The sequence below is a fragment of the Flammeovirga sp. OC4 genome (genome assembly GCF_000812565.1).
GTDB lineage: Bacteria > Bacteroidota > Bacteroidia > Cytophagales > Flammeovirgaceae > Flammeovirga.
In genome coordinates this window covers 173,765-192,510 of the sequence record NZ_JTAM01000005.1, presented here as the reverse complement: position 1 = coordinate 192,510, position 18,746 = coordinate 173,765, and the positions used below count along the sequence as shown (strand labels likewise).

The window sequence follows — 18,746 nt, the reverse complement described above, 5'->3', positions numbered from 1 at the left end:
TTAAAGCGTATTATGAATCAACATGAAGGTTGATACCTTGTTTTTTATTTATTCTTCTGAAAAGGCACGAATTTAAATTGAAAAAGAATGAGAATGATGAAGGTTTGTATTAAGGTTTTGTTTCATTTTACTAAATGACTACTTTTTTAGAGGGAAGTTTTACCCAACTTTTTTGTTCATTTTCTACTTCAATGGACAAAATGTATGTGCCATGGTGAATATTTTGAGTAGAGATATCCATGATTTCACTTGGTTTTTTACTCCATCTTTTGATTGTTTTTCCATTGAGGTTCATCAATGAGATCAAGCACCTTCTAAAGCGGATTTCATCAAATTCTAAAATTACCTGTTGACTATTTGGGCTAGGATAGACCTTGATGTTAGTTTTACTTATAATTTCTTCAATATTGATAACTTTAATTTGCTTTTGGGCAGACTTTACTCTGGTATTGATATAGTCTTTAATACCATATTCTACATGTCCCCCAATTGGCTGGTTAAAGGCACAGTCAAAATCGTCAATTGTCCAACCATAACTAGCGGTATAGAATATATCAAATTTTAGGAAAGGTTTTAATAAACGATGTTGTGATAAAAAATAGGGATCGAGTATTTCGTTATTAAAACGATGAGTAATCAAATAGGAAATGTATTTATTGTATTCGTTTTTGTACTTTGGAATACATAAAATTTTACTGATCAAAGGTCTTGCTTCAATGGTGTGATACCAATCATTCAAATCTTTGGTGGCCCAATCATAACCTATCCAATCTATACCAAAAGAGTTGTCCAAATTATAAGGGATATAATTCCAACGTTTCAGATCTTCTTCCCAATAGAGATAGAAATTATTTTTATTGTAAGAGTAATTGTCCCAATGCCCCGTTAGATGCTCAATAGCAACAGTTTTAATAAACAGATCAATGTTGAAATGAGTTTCTATATAATTGATAAACTGATCTTCCCTTAAAATATTAACGCTATCCAAAAATGAAGAAAGTAGTTCCCTTCCTTTGGTTTCATTATTCTCAATTTGATAAATTTCCTTATTACAATAAATATTAGGATCATTGATCAAATTTGCACCGTAGTTTCCCTTTACCAAAATGCCATTTTTGGAACAAAACCTTGAGTGTAAAAAGGTATTTTCTATTTCTTCTGTATTAAGATAAAGTCCAAAATAAACATCATTAATATATAGTGTAACATGACTAGAACGAGCAGCCGGAATGTCTTCATCTCTCAAAAGTTTTAGGATAGCTTTTTCTCTTGAAAGCGTAGGGTCATTTTTTTGAGCTTTGAGATTCAATTGAGCGACATGCTGAAAAGTCCTCTTATGATCGAGATGATTAAAAACAATCTGAAAAGACTTTTTTGCTGCATATCTTGAGGTAGTACCCGTTAAACGTACTCCTACATTTTGTAAGGAATCAGTGAAATGTGAGTTTGAAAAACGAAAAGTACATTCTTTAAATTGAGTGCTTTCTTCATTACCAGATCTTAATAAGAATTCAAGATCCCAGATGTTCATTTGTAAATCCACACGGCTAACTTCACCTTCAGGAAACAAAATTCCATCAGAAGGGTTAACACTCTGAGCAAGTGTTATAGTATATGAAATTAAAAGACTTATTGTCATTAAAATTTCTTTCATTATTAACAGTAAGTTTATTTCGTAAATAAAGTTAACTATATTTGCCGTGTTATTACAGGGAAGTAGCGGGCTTAATTTACCACTTCTTCTTTTAACCTGCAATACACATTGTTAAATACCACAACACAACCATAGTCGATGAAGATTGATTTAAACAACTTCGAGAGATTTGAGGCAAGGCATAATGCGCCCAACCATACTCAAATCGAAGAGATGTTAAAAGCATTAGGGGTATCAGATATTGATGAGTTGATTGCTCAGACTGTCCCTGAAAAGATCCGCCTAAAAAAGGCTTTAAACCTTCCTGCACCACTTACTGAGTATCAATTCCTTCGTCAGTTCAAAGAAGTTGCTCAGAAGAACAAAGTTTATCGTTCTTATATTGGTATGGGGTATTACAACACGATTACTCCTCCAGTAATCTTACGTAATATTATGGAAAATCCAGGTTGGTATACTGCTTACACGCCTTACCAAGCTGAAATTGCCCAAGGACGTTTAGAAATGCTTTTAAACTTCCAAACCATGGTCACTGACCTTACTGGTATGGAATTAGCCAATGCATCTTTATTGGATGAAGCGACTGCAGCAGGTGAAGTAGTTCACATGTTCCATGGCGCTAGAAAAGGTGCGAAGAAAAAACAAGCCAACAAATTCTTTGCTGCACAAACTTGCCACCCGCAAACTTTAGATCTTTTAAAAACACGTTGTACTCCAATTGGCGTAGAGTTAGTCATTGGTGATGTAGCTGAATTAGACGTTACTGATCCTACTTTGTTTGGTGTATTGGTACAATACCCAGATACTAACGGTGCAATCAGTGATTATACTGATTTCATTGCGGCAGCTCATGAAAACGGTGTTTTAGTGGCTATGGCTTCAGACCTTTTAGCACTAACTATGTTAAAAGAGCCAGGTAAAATGGATGCAGATGCTGTAGTAGGTTCTGCTCAACGTTTCGGTGTTCCTATGGGATACGGTGGACCTCACGCTGGTTTCTTAGCAACTAGAGATGCTTACAAACGTCAGATTCCAGGACGTATTATCGGTGTTTCTAAAGATAAGGACGGTAATGAAGCGTACCGTATGGCTTTACAGACTCGTGAGCAACACATTAAACGTGAGCGTGCAACATCTAACATTTGTACAGCACAAGTATTGTTAGGTGTAATGGCCGCTGCTTATGCAATTTACCACGGTCCTGAAGGTTTGAAAACAATTGCTCACCGTACGCATGGTATGGCCAACCTTTTAGTAAAAGGAGTGGAGCAATTAGGTCTTGAAGTAGAAAGCAAAGACTACTTCGATACTATTAAGATTAAAACAACGCCTCTACAAGCAAAAGCAATTCGTCTTTTAGCTGAAGAAAGAATGGCTAACTTCCGTTATTTCGAAGACGGATCGATTGGTCTTTCAATGAATCAGTCAACAGATGTTTCTCACATCGAGGATATTATTAATATCTTCCAAGATGCATTGAGCTTAAATGTAGCAGTAGATGTTCAGGCGTTAGCCAATGATATTGTAGTTGCAGTTCCTTCTGCTTTACAACGTGAATCTGAGTTCTTAACACATCCAGTATTCAGCCAATACCACGCTGAACATGAAATGTTACGTTACTTGAAGCGTTTAGAGAATAAGGATCTTTCATTAGTACACTCTATGATCTCATTAGGATCATGTACTATGAAGTTGAATGCAACAGCAGAAATGATTCCTGTAACTTGGCCAGAATTCGGTCAGTTGCACCCATTCGCTCCTAAAGAGCAAGCTCAAGGTTACCAAGAAATCTTCAAAGACTTGGAAGCTTGGTTATGTGAGATTACTGGTTTTGATGCAATGTCATTACAGCCAAACTCTGGTGCAAATGGTGAATACGCAGGATTATTGACGATCCGTGCTTACCACGAAGCACAAGGTGAAGGCCATAGAAATATTGCTATTATTCCTTCATCAGCTCACGGTACTAACCCAGCATCAGCAGTGATGGCAGGGATGAAAGTAGTAATCGTGAAATGTGATGAGGCAGGTAACATTGATGTAGAAGACTTAAAGGCTAAAGTAGAGCAACACTCTGAAAACCTTTCTTCATTGATGATCACTTACCCTTCAACACACGGTGTATTTGAAGAGTCAGTAATTGAAATCTGTCAAATTATCCATGACAATGGTGGTCGTGTATATATGGATGGTGCCAACATGAACGCTCAAGTAGGATTAACTTCTCCTGCTAATATTGGAGCAGACGTTTGTCACTTGAACTTACACAAAACATTCTGTATCCCTCACGGTGGTGGTGGACCAGGTGTTGGACCAATCGGTGTGGTAGCAGATCTTGCTCCATACTTACCAGGTCACGCTGTAATTGACAACAATGTAGGTGAAAATGCAGCTTCAGCAGTTTCAGCAGCACCTTGGGGTTCTGCTAGTATTCTACCAATCTCTTATGCTTACATCCGTATGATGGGTGCTGAGGGATTAACAAATGCTACAAAAATTGCTATCTTGAATGCAAACTACATGCAGTCGAGATTGAAGAAGCATTATCCAGTATTATATGTTGGTGCCAACGGACGTAACGCTCACGAGATGATCGTAGATTGCCGTCAGTTCAAACCAGCAGGTATTGAAGTGGAAGACATCGCAAAACGTTTAATGGACTATGGTTATCATGCTCCAACGGTTTCTTTCCCAGTACCAGGCACTTTGATGATCGAGCCTACAGAATCAGAAAGCAAAGCAGAGTTAGACCAATTCTGTGATGCAATGATCGCAATCCGTCAGGAGATCCAAGAGGTGATCGACGGTAAAGCGGATGCAGTTGAGAACGTATTGAAAAACGCTCCACATACACAAGCTATGACCATTACAGGAGAGTGGACACTTCCTTATTCAAGAGAGAAGGCCGTTTATCCTCTTCCTTATGTTCAAGCTAACAAGTTCTGGCCTACAGTACGTCGTATTGACAGTGCTTTCGGAGATAGAAACTTAATCTGCGCTTGTATTCCAGTAAGTGATTACGAAGAAGCAGAAGCTTAAATTTAAAATATAATTTAAAGTACCTTTTTAGACACCAAAAATCCCTTCCTACTTTAAGTTTGGAAGGGATTTTTACTTTATAGAAATGAGGGATTAACCTATTATTATACTATGTTCTTTTCCTTCTTTCTCATATTTAATCACCATTGATCTCTCAATTAAATCAGACTTTTTAGGTAGATATTTCTCTGCTGTTGCATATAGCAAATGCCCAAACCATCTTTCCTCATATCCATTATTTCTCCTTTTGCCAGAACTGGTTTTCGTAAAGATTTCTTTCATTCTATCAAAAACAATATCCAAAGGAGAATTGACTAACTTTTCTGGTAGTGGAACATTCTGATCAAAATAAGTATTAAGAATTTTGAAAGAGAGGAGAGTGGCCTCATATCTGTCAAAGAAACTGTCAGGTTTATTTCTACTGATAAATCGGTCTTTGTTTTTCCAGGTTCTATTGTCCTTTTTGTAATAAGGTGAATTCAGGAGGGAATCAGTGGATTGCTTTTGTACCATTTTGGATAAGACCGGTCCATAAAAGGCTTTTCGATTATCTGAGTAATTACTCTTTTCCACTTTTTTGGTAGGAAGTACGGCGACAGCCAGGGACTTTGAGAAGTCTTCAATTGTCACCTTTTGTCCTAAAGCGAGAAGTAAATCTTTTAATACAATAGGCGGAACATGGAAAATGGTTTCTATTTTATAATAGCTAGAAGCATTGATTTCATTCCAGATGGTATCAATGATCAATGGGTATTCTTCTTCTTCAATAATTCCCCAAATCACGGATGAGAATAGATAACGTTGGATGCCTTTCTGATCCTTATCCTGTACTCTTTTATCTTCAAAGGTGTTTTGTAATGTGAGTGTATAATCTAAGTCATCGTAGCTCAAATTTTCCTTTGGTGTAGGAGTTTCAATATCCATGATAAGCTGAAAGGAAGCATTTCTATTTCCAGTAAGATCTGAGCTAATACTTTTCTCTAAACCATATACTACTTCTCGCTCAATAATATCTCGGCCATGTTTAAGGTCAATGAATGTTTCATTATGGGATACCTTACGTCCAACACTCCAATTTCCTAGTTTGATGCCCACTGATAAAGATTGACTAATTTCCAATCCTTTACCCGACATATAATGATTGACCTTAATACTCTTCTCCTGGATCAAACCAGAAATATCTAATTTCAATAAAGAAGAAATATGTTTTGAAAGAATATCACTAGAAACATAAGCATCTAGCATACTGCTTTCCATTACGGATTTTCTGTAAGAATATTCTAGTCCTAGCTCCAACTTCGCTTTTAGAAGAAGCATCACTTTTTCTTTTGCTTTCTGTACCTTTTCTTCATAGTCATCCAAGAAGTCTAAAACTTCCTCGATGGGTGTTAATGCTGGAATATCAATTTTTTGAAGAATGGCTTGTACATAAACATCTTCGGTATTGTTTTGTATTTTCTCTTTTACCTTATCAATAGAGTCACCTAGATAATCTATGATATAGTCGTCAATGATTGATTCAATTTTTTCGATTGATTTGGGAGCAAGTGAAATACCAACAGAGGCTGATAATCCAATTCCTTTTGTACTTTTCTTCTGCTTGTTTAATGTAATATGAAACGTATCATCAGTTTTTCGAATAAAACAGTTAAATGCATCTTTTTTAGAGAATGAAAAACCAATAGTAGAAGAAGCTCCCACGTTAAATGCATTGGATTGTCCGCAACTTGTTAGTGCAAAAACAGGTGCTAAAATAGAAGATAATACTTCAACAAGATCAATTGATAAAGCACCTTTAAATTCACCATTTAATGAGAAACCAACCCCTTCATGTTCTTCAAAAGAATTCCAGAAGTTACTGTTTTTGCATTCAGTGAAAATTTCTTTTAAACTATGTACCTCATTAGCAATAGTCTCCACAGTACTTTTATGATTTGGATGAACTTTACACCAATTGATTGTAATATCTTGTTTGCCCTCAACTTCCAATGAAAAGTATTTTGATGCAGATGAATTGGCATTTCCTTTTAAATGCCCTTCAATTAAGTATTCAATAATGGCATGGTTGGAAATAAGTTTTTTGTAGGGGTGATCATTGGTTAAAATAACATTGTCATTTTCCTCAAAATCATCACTACTATTAAAAACGCTGATTCTAAAACTACTATTAGTATTCAAATCAATAAATAGATTGTCATCAAATACGGGTAGGTTTTTCTTGTATGGAGCTTCAAACAGTTGATTATTGACTACTTCAAATTCTACATCGCTAAGTGGAGTAGTCATTGATTGTATTGTATTGGTGATTTTAGGGAGATAGCTTAATAAGTTCATAATTAGCTTTTAATATCAATATAAAAAAATAGAGTAAGCACATACTGTTTCAGTGCTTATCAATATTATGAAATATAAAATCGAAGAACAAATCTATAGTCCTTTCTACACAATGGCACCACGTACTATTTAGAGCTGAAGCGTTGTTTAGGTTTTAAAAGAGAGAATTTTGAAAGAAATGTCTTAAACCTACTACCGTTCTTAGAAGTAAGATTAATCGACTTCTAGTTGTTTTTTATAAATGTAAAGTAATTTACTAGTTGCTTTAATTGACCTGTTTTAGGGTCTTTTTTTGATTTAAATTGTATTTTTCCAAGAACATGATTTGAATATTTCTTTATTTTGAAAACAAAATCAAACCACGCCGTACAGATACTACAAATTAACCCCAATAACTATACGCTATGAAAAATTTAAAAAACCTAATTTTAATTTTTATTTCATCTATTTTTATCATTTCATGTACAACAGAAGAAAACGAAGTTACTCCAGAAACATTTAATAATGGATCCGTTGATTTAACACAAAATGAGCACTTTGATGCAACTTGGAATATCACTACAGGTGGAGAAATATCAAGTATGGCATTTACAAGTGAAGGTTTAGCAACAATACAAGGAACAGCATCCAATGCTAGAACTTTAGTAGAAGAAAAAGATCTATTGTTTTATGGTGAATATACAGTTGAATCTGATACAATTATTGATCTGGAAGGATATGGAACCGTTAAATTGTTGAATATTGATGGTGAGATTCAAATTGAATTAATCAAAGAAGATAATCCAGAGCAAAAAATAAATATGTCGGTTGAAGTCGATAAGCAAGAATTTTCAGAAAGAACCGCTTTTTTAGCAAATGTATGGAAAGATGCAGCAGATGACTTCTATGTATTTTTTACCAAAGATGGAGCGATTATTAGTTCTGATGGTAATGGTATTTGGGAGTGGACTGATGATACAGAGGAAACAATTAAAGCAAAAATCACAGATGATATTTTCCAGATAAATCTATTAACCCTTACTGAAGAAAGTATAGATCTTACATTAAGTTTTGATGTGGAAGGAGTGACTTACACGGATACTATTAACCTCGTTCGAGCTGACTATGAGGAATTAATGGATCATGTTGGAAGAGAATATAAGAAAGATGATGACGAGGAATACAATGTGCCTAGCTTTATCGCCGGTAAAGGTAGTGTAAGTATTGATGGAGAAGAATTATTCAAAATTGTGGGCGCTGCAGGTAGACAAAATGAAGTTTTTGATAACGATTCATCAGGAAGATTCTTTGACTTGGTATTTATGGAAGATGTAAAAGTCTTAGAGAAATTAGACGAATATGAGGGAGATGAATTTATCGGTAATATGCTTTCAGTTGGGATAACAACTTCTGCAGATGATCCTAAAAAGTTAATTGGTAATTATTCATCAGGTGGTGAGTGGGAAGAAGCTACCTCTGCTTCTGATTATGGAGTACAGTTTGCTGGTCTTACAACAATGATCAATGATGAGTTTACACTGTACTTAAAAGATCATGGTGATGGTCTTTCGGTTGAGAGTTTTACCGTCAAAGAAGGAAAAGATAGGACTTTTGTAATTGATGCAAAGTTTAATATTCATAAAGTCACAACAGACCATGAAGAAGTAGGGGAGAAGGCCACTGTCAGTTTTCACTACGAAGGAAAGTTATTCTTTATCTCTGACGATATTTAAATCTATGCTATAAAAAACTCCCTACATGATGAAGTATCGTGTAGGGAGTTTTCCGTATATAATTCAAATCAAAATTTGTATTTTCTATTATCTGTTTCTTCCGTATTGTTCATGTGAACTCACCCAATCCGATGAAGAAATGGCCGATGCTAAAGAAATTTCACCTGCTAATACAACCGCTGCTACAATTTCAGCGAATTTATGTGCTTTTCCTTTACCGTAGCAATCCAACAGTTGAAGGCTTTCCTTTTGAGTACCAATACCTGTTCCTCCACCATATGTGGCTATAATCAAGGAAGGAATGGTAATGGAAAGGTATAAATCGCCTTTATTTGTCAGTTCGGTATAAATAATACCTGCACTAGATTCAGATACATTGGCAACATCTTGACCAGTGGCTATAAACATTGCTGTAATGCCATTTGGAGAATGTAGCCCGGTATTGTTTACACCAGATAAGAAAGAGCCAATAGCTGCAATTCTAGAGTGATGATCTAATTGTTCCGGATCAACTCTCATATATTGTTGTAAAACCTCCTTCTTTAATGTAACCTCTGCTGTTACTCTCTTACCACGAGTTCTCATAATATTTATCTGAGAAGCTTTTTTGTCCGTGGCGAAATTAGATTCTAAGAAGAAATTTTGAATACCTGAATATTGATCCAAAATCCAACTACAAGCGGCAAAAGTAGCTCTGCCAACCATATTTTGTCCAGCAGCATCACCTGTCTTGAAATTAAATCGTAAGAAGGCAAACTTATTGGATAAGAAATGATCAATATACACTAAGTCAGCAATAGAAGATGTGCTTTCTGCTTCTGCTTTGATTTTATTGAAATTCAATTTGATCCATGCAACAAAATCTCTAGCTCCTCTAGCATCAATAAATTCAAAAACCGGTGCACGTTGCATGGCATCGTCAACTACTGAAACCTTTATGCCTCCACACATATTAGCGACTTTCATTCCTCTATTATAAGAGGCAACAAGAGTACCTTCTGTAGTAGCCATTGGTATCATAAACTCACCAATAGCATGTTCACCGTTTACTTTAATTGGCCCAGCAAACCCCATTGGGATTTGTGCAACACCTGTAAAGTGCTCTATATTGCCTCCTAATTCATGCGGATCAATAGAATACTTTCCAATGTGATCGATTTTAGCACCTGTAAATTCTTCTACAAACTCTTGTCTTTTTTTAATAATGGGGTCGCCATAATCATCCATTTCATCTCTTGGGATCTTGATTTCAGTGTCTTTTTTCAGTGTGATAGCATCAGTGACCGAAAATTTAAGCGATCCAAACGGAGAAGCTTTCACGGAAATCTCTACTTCATGTTTTTCTATCGCTAGTGGAGGATGATCCAATACCTCAATTTTAATCACTGCCCTTAGAGGAAAATCAAATCGGTTTTTAGAATTAATGTTGGTTGCTTTTACATCTTGTGCATTTGAAGTGTGTAACACAATTTTTTCATTACTGACTTCGTGTCCATCAATTTTAATATGGAGAAGTTCTTTTATTTCAGCGTCTTTGAGTCTATTTTTGATCGAAAACTCAATTCCACGTTCAGTGTTGTTAAGGCTGCCACGTGTGTATAGTTGCTTCAACAGCATACTTGGGATAAACATAGTTTATTTGGTTTTGCAGTGTGTAATAATAAAGTTTATCATTAAACGATATTAGACCGTATTGTATAAGCAATTTAATAATATATATATAAAATGAAGCTTTTAATTTTAAATGGCCCCAATTTAAACCTGCTAGGTAAAAGAGAGCCAACGATTTACGGAAATACAAGTTTTGAAGAATATTTTGAGCAGCTTCAAGCTACCTTACCTGAAGTTGAAATGGAATATCGTCAAAGTAATCATGAAGGAACGTTGGTTGATATCATTCACGAAGTAGGGTTCAGTTATGACGGAATCGTCTTAAATGCAGGGGCTTATACTCATACTTCAGTAGCGATTGCTGATGCGATTGCTGGAGTAGAAACACCTGTAATTGAGGTGCATATCTCTAATGTACATGCTAGAGAAGCATTCAGACATAAAAGTTACATGGCAAAAAATTGTGTAGGGACAATTGCAGGGTTAGGCTTAAAAGGCTATGAATTAGCCGCTAGATATTTTGTTGAGAAATAGAAAATAAGCCAAAATAAATGAATGATTATTCTCTTATTCGCTTTTAAGAGGTTCTTTAGAATTTGTATAATCTTGAACTTTCTGAAGTAGGTTGTCTTTTTTAAACGGTTTCGAGATATAATCATTCATCCCCGCTTTTTTACATCTTTCAAATTCTCCTTTTAGTGCAGATGCAGTCATTGCGATAATTGGGATATCTCTTTTGGCTGCAGGGAATGAACTTCTGATTTCTTTTGTAGCTGAATATCCATCCATTTCTGGCATGTGAACATCCATTAAAATTAGATCATAATCTGTCTCGCTCAATTTTTCTAAGGCAATTTTTCCATTTTCAGCTAAATCTGAAACGTAGCCCCACTTTTTCAAAAGGCGAAGTACAAGCATTTGATTTACTTCATTATCTTCAACAAGTAATATCTTCTTACTTGATGGTTCTTCCTTTATTTTTGTAGTGTTCTTTTGAAGAGAAGCGGCATTAGCAACCTCCTTTACAGTAGCTGTGTATTTTTTAAAGGTGATTTCAAAGTAGAAGGTACTTCCTAAATCTACCGTACTTTCTATATACATTTGACCTCCTTGAAGTTCTACTAGTTGTTTTGAGATACTAAGTCCCAAACCTGTTCCACCAAACTTACGAGTTGTTTCATTTGATGCCTGAGTGAAACTATTAAAAATGTGATCTATTTTATCTTTCTCAATACCAATTCCTGTATCTTTTACAGAGAATTGTAGTGTTACTTTTTTATCGTTTTCAAATTTATTTCTTACCGAAATAATAATACTTCCATCAAAAGTGAATTTAACCGCATTTGAGTAAAGGTTAATCAAAACCTGTTTCAATCTAACAGGGTCTCCAACTATTTTTTCTGGAACTTTTTTAGAAATATCAAGAATTGTATTTAATCCCTTTTGGTTGGTTTGGATAGAAAAAGCATCTATAATAGAAGATGTGACTTCTTTGACGTCAATGACTTGTTCCTCAAAAGAAAGTTTACCAGACTCAATTTTAGAAATATCTAATATGTCATTGATGACGACCAATAGGTGAGAAGCCGAACTTTTTAATACTTTAAGCAAGTGTTTTTGTTCCTCATTGAGTTTTGTATCCTGTAATAAATCTGTCATTCCCATCACACCATTAATTGGAGTTCTGATTTCATGAGACATATTGGCGAGAAACTCTTGCTTTGCTTTTGCAGAACTTTCAGCGACTTCTTTTGCATGAATTAACGATTCATTCTGTAATTCAATCTTTGAAAGCATACCATTAAAAGCATCAATCAATAATCCAATTTCATCATCTCTACGGTCTTTAATTCTAATAGAATAATCTTTCTTCTTAGAGATAATGTTAGCTATTCGCTCAAGTTCGAGAATTGGTTTTGATATACTTCTTTGTAGAGGAACTGAAAGTGTTGATACGAATATTAAAACGGATCCAACAATTAGGAAAAACATAAAAAAGTATGTTGTAATACGTTCTCTAATTGATGTCAAATCAGACCTGAGATAAACGGTATTTATTCTTCCGTTTTCATCAAAAGTACTAACATAGATATCTAAGTAATTTTCTAAAAGAGCAAAAGTAGTATTGTTTTGTGAGAAACTAGGGATAAATTCAGCATGAGAAATTTGCCAATCCTTATCTAAAATAACTTTATCATACAGCTCATTGTTTTTATCCTTAGCTTGTAAGAGTGCAGTTTTACTATAGATTGCAAATAACCGTTGTTCTTTATCAAAGATCACTCCTGTTACAATTTGTGTATTATTATTGAGGAGTTCATTTAAATTTCGTTGTGCGGGAGTAAACTGCTGTAGTTCAACAGAGGCATCATTGTTATCACCAATTAGTTTGGCTAACTGTTTGGTCTCTTTAATGAAGTTTTCTTTATACTGTTGAAAATCGTAAGCACAAAAAAGAATCGTTGAGAATGAGGAAGCGATTAAACTTACAAACATGATAATACCTATCAGTTTATACCTCAAAGATTGGGATAATATTTTTTTAATTTGGGTCATAAGGGATGATGTCACTTGCAAGATTTAGGAGCTTCACATCAATTGTTAATTGTGCTTTATTGGCGGAAACAATGTTTAGAGTATATAGCCCATTAGGAGTTAAATTGATAATACCCCCATTTTTACAAAAGTTAGGGATATTGTCTCCTATTGTCAATACAAAAGAGTTGTTTCTACTATAAATTTCTTGAAGAAATGTCTTCACTTCTTCTTCCTTAAACCCTTGAGCCATAAAAACAATGTGAGACCCCTTTAGCTCTCTAATCGTTTTAGCTCTTCTTATTTCCCAAGCTCGTCCGTTGACATATCTGTTTCTAAACATATTGTCAATCACATCACCAAAAGGATCGTCTCCTAATATACCAAGTACAAGCTTGTCACCTTCCGTAAATGCTTTAGAAGGCCAATTGACATATTTTGCAAAAGTATTGATGATACCAGCCTTTCTTTCATATTCATCGAATTGAGCTCTACTTTCTTGTTGAAAAACAAGAATGAAGAGCACTGCAATAACAGGTACTAATTGAAGTGGTGATATGTTTAGAAAAGGTTTTTTCAAAACTTATTTGATTATTATAGATAATTTCAGACAACCGATGTCATCTGAACTCATTTTAGGTTTTTCAACGACTTTAACTTTCCATTGTTCTACACCTTTAGATGCAAGGTAATTGTTGATGGAATTGATTCTCATCTGAGTTAAAGTGTCAGTTTCTTTAATTTCGTGATTCTCATTTTCCTGAGAAAAATGAATGATTTCCAGCCTTAAATCACTCCTTGGTTTTATGAATGAAGCGATGTCGTTTAGTGTTTTCTGATCTTCTCTAGAGATGTCAAATTCGTTTTCTACGAAATAATACCTCTGATCTAATATGCTATTATTTTCTTTGGAAAGACGTACTACTTTATCACCTGTATCACCTCTCATACTATCTAGGGAAGTTAATAGATCTGGATTCGCTTCATTAAATGCTCTTTCAATCAGATCCAATAAAGGAGTGTAATAAGGGTCAGGACTACCTTTTGCTTGTTGAGAAATGACAGGGTCCAATGCCGGATCATCCAAAGCATTTAAGGATGCTAAGCCGTCCTTATCTGTTCGATCAACAATCATATCCATCAACATCAATAGGGCGTCGTATCGAGCATCTGCGATGTCTTCTTTCTTATCTTTTATCTGATCAAAAGTGGTAACTTCAAATTGAGATTCTTCAGGTATGATATCATACCCAACCGTTTTGTTCAGAACCACAATGTCTTTCATTTTGAAAGTCTTGATCAATTGATATCTATAAGTATCCTTCGGTAAATCAATTTTGATGTTGTATAACTCTAACTCATTATGAGTAACCGTAATTGTATAATTCTTTCCAGGTAAGAGGATCATGAAAAACTTACCCGTAGTAGGATCAGGGTCATAAACATATTTCTTATAAGTTATATTGTCCTGATCCTTTACCGTAAGGCTAATTGGTATTTTTTGACCATTTTTCTCTACTTCAATATTTCCTGTTACAATAGCTCTTTTCATTTTATGAACAGGCTTGAATATTGAATAGATGTCAAATCCACCTATTGCATCTTTATTTTGCCTATTAGATGAAAAGTAGGAATATCTTTTACTAGGAATTTGAGAGAATTGTAATTCATCATATGGAGAATTTATCGTTACTCCTAAGTTTTGAGGAGTTGACCAAGTAGCACCTTCTTTTACGGATGTGACTAAATCAAAATCACCGATCGAAAGTGTACCATTTGTAGAATAATAAAGGGTTTTATTATCGTTATGTACAAATGGGTAGATTTCGTCATATTCACTATTAATCGTTGGTCCTAGATTAATTGGTTTAGACCAATCATCTTTACCAATTTTAATGGATTTATAAAGGTCAAAACCTCCTTGTCCTCCAGGCCTATCACTAGAAAAGTAAATTGTAGTTCCGTTATTAGCTAGGAAGGCTCCTTTTTCATTATATTCTGAATTGATTTTGTCATTCAGCTTTTTAGGTCTTAACCATCTTCCCTTTTTGACTTTTGTTTCATAGATGTTTCCTTTGCCAATAGGATCGGTAAGGTATTCAATGTACAAAAGCATATAAGACCCGTCTTGTATATAAAGCGGGTAAATATCTCTAAAGTCTTCGTTAAATTGAGGGTAGGGGTGATGAAACTGAATTCCCTTTCGGTAAGAGAGGTAAATGTCATCATCGTTACTTTGTAGTTTTTCGGGAAGGAAGCGATACTGATCTCCATATACATAATTGAAGCTATCTCTTTGTCTTTTCGAACTGAAAATTAAGAAATTATCCAATTTAGAAATGATTGGAGATTTTTCATCATAAGACGTATTTATGGGAATTTCCATGACTTGTGATGACGTAGTATTGGCTGTTGCTACTTTTTTTGAAAGGTTAATAGCATTTTCGCATTGTTCAATTCTTAACCTTGCATCTTTAAAAACGGATTGTTCAACAGCTTGTTCGTAAGCTTCTAGGTATTCATTATAATAGTTGATTGCTTCAATATAGTTCTCTTTATAGTGAAGTAACCTCGCATAATAATAGTACTTTTCCGCAGGAATGTCGGAACACGAATGTTCTATTAAGTATTTAAAATAAGGTTCAGCACCAGCCTTCGAAAATGGAGACTGATAAATACAAATTCCTATTTTATACTTAATAGAACATGAAGTGATATCTTTGACGGCAATTTTCTCGTATAACGCCAAAGCTTCATAATATTGACCTTCTTCAAAAAGTTTATCAGCATTTTCAATACTTACATTTTGTGCAATTACTGAACGTGATAAAATGAGAAGGAGAATAAAAACTATATAGTGCTTTCTTGAATTCAGAAGTTCGATTGTTTAAATAGAACCATTTGGATTTGTTCTTATCAATAAGATACCAAAGTTATTTTGGTCACTTGTTTGCTTTGATCCAACTATGATCAGATCTTGATTAGCAGCTTCAAGAACATCATAACCTCTTTGTTCTTTTACACCCCCAATAGATTTTTCCCATAGTTTATTACCATTAGCGTCCAGTTTTACAAGCAATGTATTAAAACCGTCCAAACTAGTATTATCTCCATATTCATCAGGAACCCATACTTCAGTATAACCTACGACTGCAAAACCACCATCGCTAGTTACTGTAATACCATTACCTTCGTCGTAGCTAAGGCCTCCGAAAGATTTATGCCATTGTTGCACTCCGCTAGCATCTGTTTTTACTACCCAGCAGTCTAAACTTGCTTCCGCAAAAGTATAGGAGTAACCCACGATGGCAAAACCACCATCAGGAGTTTGGACAAACTGATTCGCTTTTTCAGTGTCACCACCACCATATGTTTTTTCCCATTTTAATGTTCCATCTAACCCGATGTTAAACATCCAAATGTCCCACTTTCCTTTTCCTGATGATTCAGTGTTTCCAATGATTGTATAACCACCTTCAGAAATAGCGATATCAACGGCTTCATCATTTTTAGCTCCACCGTAAGTTTTTTTCCATTCTTCGGTACCGTTTTCATCAATTTTTAGGACGAAAGCATCGCCGCTAGGATCTTCACTATCTAAAGTGATAATCTTACCTCCAATGATGTAACCACCATCTTCAGTGGCTTTTATACACGTTCCCTCTTCAATGGAAACTTGGTCGCCATAAGTATGTCTCCAAACCAATTTACCTCTAGCATCAACTTTCACCACCCAAGTATCTTTGATGTCTACACTAAATCCATAAGAATCTGAACTTCCTACAGTAATGTAACCACCATCTTTAGTTTGGATGATATCATATACTTCTTCTGTTTCAGTATCTCCAAATTTAAAATTCCATATGACATTTCCTCCATCATCCACTTTCCACAAACTCATGTCCATATTACCACTTGTCCCAATAGAACGTCCAGCGATAACATATCCATTGTCATGAGCTTTTACAATTGCTCTTCCAATATCATACTTTCCGCCACCAAGCACCTTGTTAAAACTCGATAGAATTCTTGTAGGTGGGGTAGTTGAGAATCCAAAACTTGAGGTTAATAAACCAATAAGTAGTAGTATAAAAAAGTTTCTTTTCATTCTAGATTATTTAGGTCTTTTGAAGACATCTCATCTTTACAACGACCAAAATTAAGTTTTATTCTATTAAACCATTTTTACGTAACTTCCTAAGAAGGTAATGGTGTCAGGGTATACTCTTATAACTTCCTGAATTTTACTTTCTTCATAGTGACCATCAAAATCAATCAAGAACCAATATTTGAAATTATCTTTTTCTTTGGCAGGTCTACTTTCAATCTTAGTAAGGTTAATATCACGTTGTCTAAATTCTTCCAAGAAGTTTGCCAAATCTCCAGGGTGATTGCCAATTTTTGCAAGAATAGAGGTTTTGTCCTTTCCAGATTTTTGATTTACAAGATCTTTGGCAAGAATCAAGAATCTAGTAGTGTTGTCTTGACTGTCTTCTATGTTGTTGTAAATGATAGGCAATTTATAAAGTTTTGCTGCAATTTGTGAACAGATAGCAGCAGCACCTTCCTCTTCCAATGCTAGTTTAGCAGCTTTAGAAGTTGACGCTACTTGAATAAGGCGAATGTCCTCATCGAAATAATCTTCAATAAACTGTCTACACTGTCTAAACGCAATATCTTTAGAATATATTTTCTTAATCTTAGATAAATCATCTGTTTTTGATGCCAAAGTGAAATTTACAGATAACGGCAATTCGGCTACGATCTTCACATTACGATAGCAAAGTTGATCGATTGTTTCAGCTACAGTTCCTTCTTGATTGTTTTCAATTGGAACTACACCAAAACGTACCCTTCCTGTTTCAACATTATCAAAAACAGATTTTATAGTTTTTAAGGAAATGTATTCACTCATTGCACCAAATCTGCTTTCTGCAGCTTGGTGTGTATAACTTCCTTCAGGTCCTAAAAATGCTACTTTCTCTGGTAGTTCAATATTTCTACTTACTGCAAAAACTTCTAAAAAGATAGCTTCAATTGCGGCATGATTTAATGTGCCTTCGTCTGCTTTTGAGATAGAGTGTAATCGATCAATGATTGATTTTTCTCTTTCAGGTCTATAAATAGCCGTTTTCTCGTGTTTTTTTAACTCTCCGACTTGTTTTACGACATTCATTCTTTCGTTTAACAAACGAAGAATTTGATTGTCTATAGCATCTATTTGATTTCTTAACGACAGTAAGTCCATCTTAACCGCACCTTTAGTGAAAATAAAATATGAATTAAAGTGGTGATAAATTACAATTACTCACTCACTTCATAATAGTTACATCCTACAAAACTATAAAAAAAAAGCAAAAAAAAGGGCAGAAGTCAATGTCTTCTGCCCTGATTGTATTTTTTTATGTTTTATCTCTTGAATCCAAGTACTGCAGCACCACAATAACTCTTAGAATCTTTAAAAGTAAAACTTAAATAATAGATTCCTGTTGAAGTACATTTGTAAGTCCAAGTACCTAAGAAACGGTTATTGTAAAAACTAGAAATGATTCTACGTCTTTTGGCATTGTATAATGTACTGATTAAACCTTGCGCACCACCATCTTTACCTGAGATAGTAATTTGGTAGCTTGTGTCTTTTGCTAATACACAAGTATACTCAATTTTACGTCTAGTACCATTTCTACCATCAATTCTGTAACTTTTTGAGAATTGGAAACCTGGGTTTAATTCCTTCATACTTTTTGTTACATAAAGTTCTGCGTTACATTGCGCTGAAGCTTCATTGAATGCAAAAAGAGCGAAGATTAATGAGAATGCTAAGAATATCTTTTTCATTGTTCTGTATTTTTTCACTTAAG

General features: G+C 34.7%; 12 protein-coding genes. 3 read left to right on the top strand and 9 right to left on the bottom strand.

Annotated elements, in window-relative coordinates; all coding sequences use genetic code 11:
- Positions 1–130: 130 nt before the first annotated feature.
- Positions 131–1,654, bottom strand: a complete 1,524-nt coding sequence (locus tag PL77_RS06065) for a CotH kinase family protein (protein WP_044202819.1) — start codon at positions 1,652–1,654, stop codon at positions 131–133.
- A gap of 138 nt (positions 1,655–1,792) precedes the next feature.
- On the opposite strand from PL77_RS06065, the gene gcvP reads away from it, so the two are divergent.
- Entirely contained in the window at positions 1,793–4,693 is a 2,901-nt protein-coding gene (gcvP, locus tag PL77_RS06060) for an aminomethyl-transferring glycine dehydrogenase (RefSeq protein ID WP_044202817.1), read from the top strand.
- 93 nt (positions 4,694–4,786) lie between these two features.
- Here the strand turns inward: gcvP and PL77_RS06055 are convergent, their stop codons facing one another.
- Positions 4,787–7,027 (bottom strand): hypothetical protein, encoded by a 2,241-nt coding sequence (locus PL77_RS06055; RefSeq protein ID WP_044202812.1) that lies wholly within the window; start codon positions 7,025–7,027, stop codon positions 4,787–4,789.
- 404 nt (positions 7,028–7,431) lie between these two features.
- On the opposite strand from PL77_RS06055, the gene PL77_RS06050 reads away from it, so the two are divergent.
- Positions 7,432–8,739, top strand: coding sequence for a hypothetical protein (locus PL77_RS06050; RefSeq protein ID WP_044202809.1), 1,308 nt, complete (start codon positions 7,432–7,434; stop codon positions 8,737–8,739).
- An 87-nt stretch (positions 8,740–8,826) separates the two neighbouring features.
- Here the strand turns inward: PL77_RS06050 and PL77_RS06045 are convergent, their stop codons facing one another.
- The gene (locus tag PL77_RS06045) at positions 8,827–10,371 is read right to left on the bottom strand and encodes a hydroxymethylglutaryl-CoA reductase (protein WP_044202806.1); all 1,545 of its coding nucleotides are present in this window, start codon (positions 10,369–10,371) and stop codon (positions 8,827–8,829) included.
- A gap of 93 nt (positions 10,372–10,464) precedes the next feature.
- Between PL77_RS06045 and aroQ the strand changes: the two genes are divergently transcribed.
- Positions 10,465–10,884 (top strand): type II 3-dehydroquinate dehydratase, encoded by a 420-nt coding sequence (gene aroQ, locus PL77_RS06040; protein ID WP_044202803.1) that lies wholly within the window; start codon positions 10,465–10,467, stop codon positions 10,882–10,884.
- 33 nt (positions 10,885–10,917) lie between these two features.
- Here the strand turns inward: aroQ and PL77_RS30300 are convergent, their stop codons facing one another.
- The 6 genes from PL77_RS30300 to PL77_RS06010 form a co-directional block, all read right to left on the bottom strand.
- Positions 10,918–12,846 (bottom strand): response regulator, encoded by a 1,929-nt coding sequence (locus PL77_RS30300; RefSeq protein ID WP_052444208.1) that lies wholly within the window; start codon positions 12,844–12,846, stop codon positions 10,918–10,920.
- Between the two features lie 46 nt (positions 12,847–12,892).
- On the bottom strand, positions 12,893–13,465 hold the full coding sequence (locus tag PL77_RS06030; RefSeq protein ID WP_082026416.1) for a YfiR family protein: 573 nt from the start codon (positions 13,463–13,465) through the stop codon (positions 12,893–12,895).
- A 3-nt stretch (positions 13,466–13,468) separates the two neighbouring features.
- Positions 13,469–15,634, bottom strand: a complete 2,166-nt coding sequence (locus PL77_RS06025; RefSeq protein WP_044202801.1) for a PD40 domain-containing protein — start codon at positions 15,632–15,634, stop codon at positions 13,469–13,471.
- 138 nt (positions 15,635–15,772) lie between these two features.
- Positions 15,773–16,993, bottom strand: a complete 1,221-nt coding sequence (locus PL77_RS06020) for a hypothetical protein (protein WP_044202798.1) — start codon at positions 16,991–16,993, stop codon at positions 15,773–15,775.
- 66 nt (positions 16,994–17,059) lie between these two features.
- Complete coding sequence (gene pheA, locus PL77_RS06015) at positions 17,060–18,133, bottom strand: prephenate dehydratase (protein ID WP_044202796.1); 1,074 nt, start codon at positions 18,131–18,133, stop codon at positions 17,060–17,062.
- Between the two features lie 161 nt (positions 18,134–18,294).
- Positions 18,295–18,723, bottom strand: a complete 429-nt coding sequence (locus PL77_RS06010; protein WP_044202794.1) for a hypothetical protein — start codon at positions 18,721–18,723, stop codon at positions 18,295–18,297.
- Positions 18,724–18,746 lie beyond the last annotated feature (23 nt).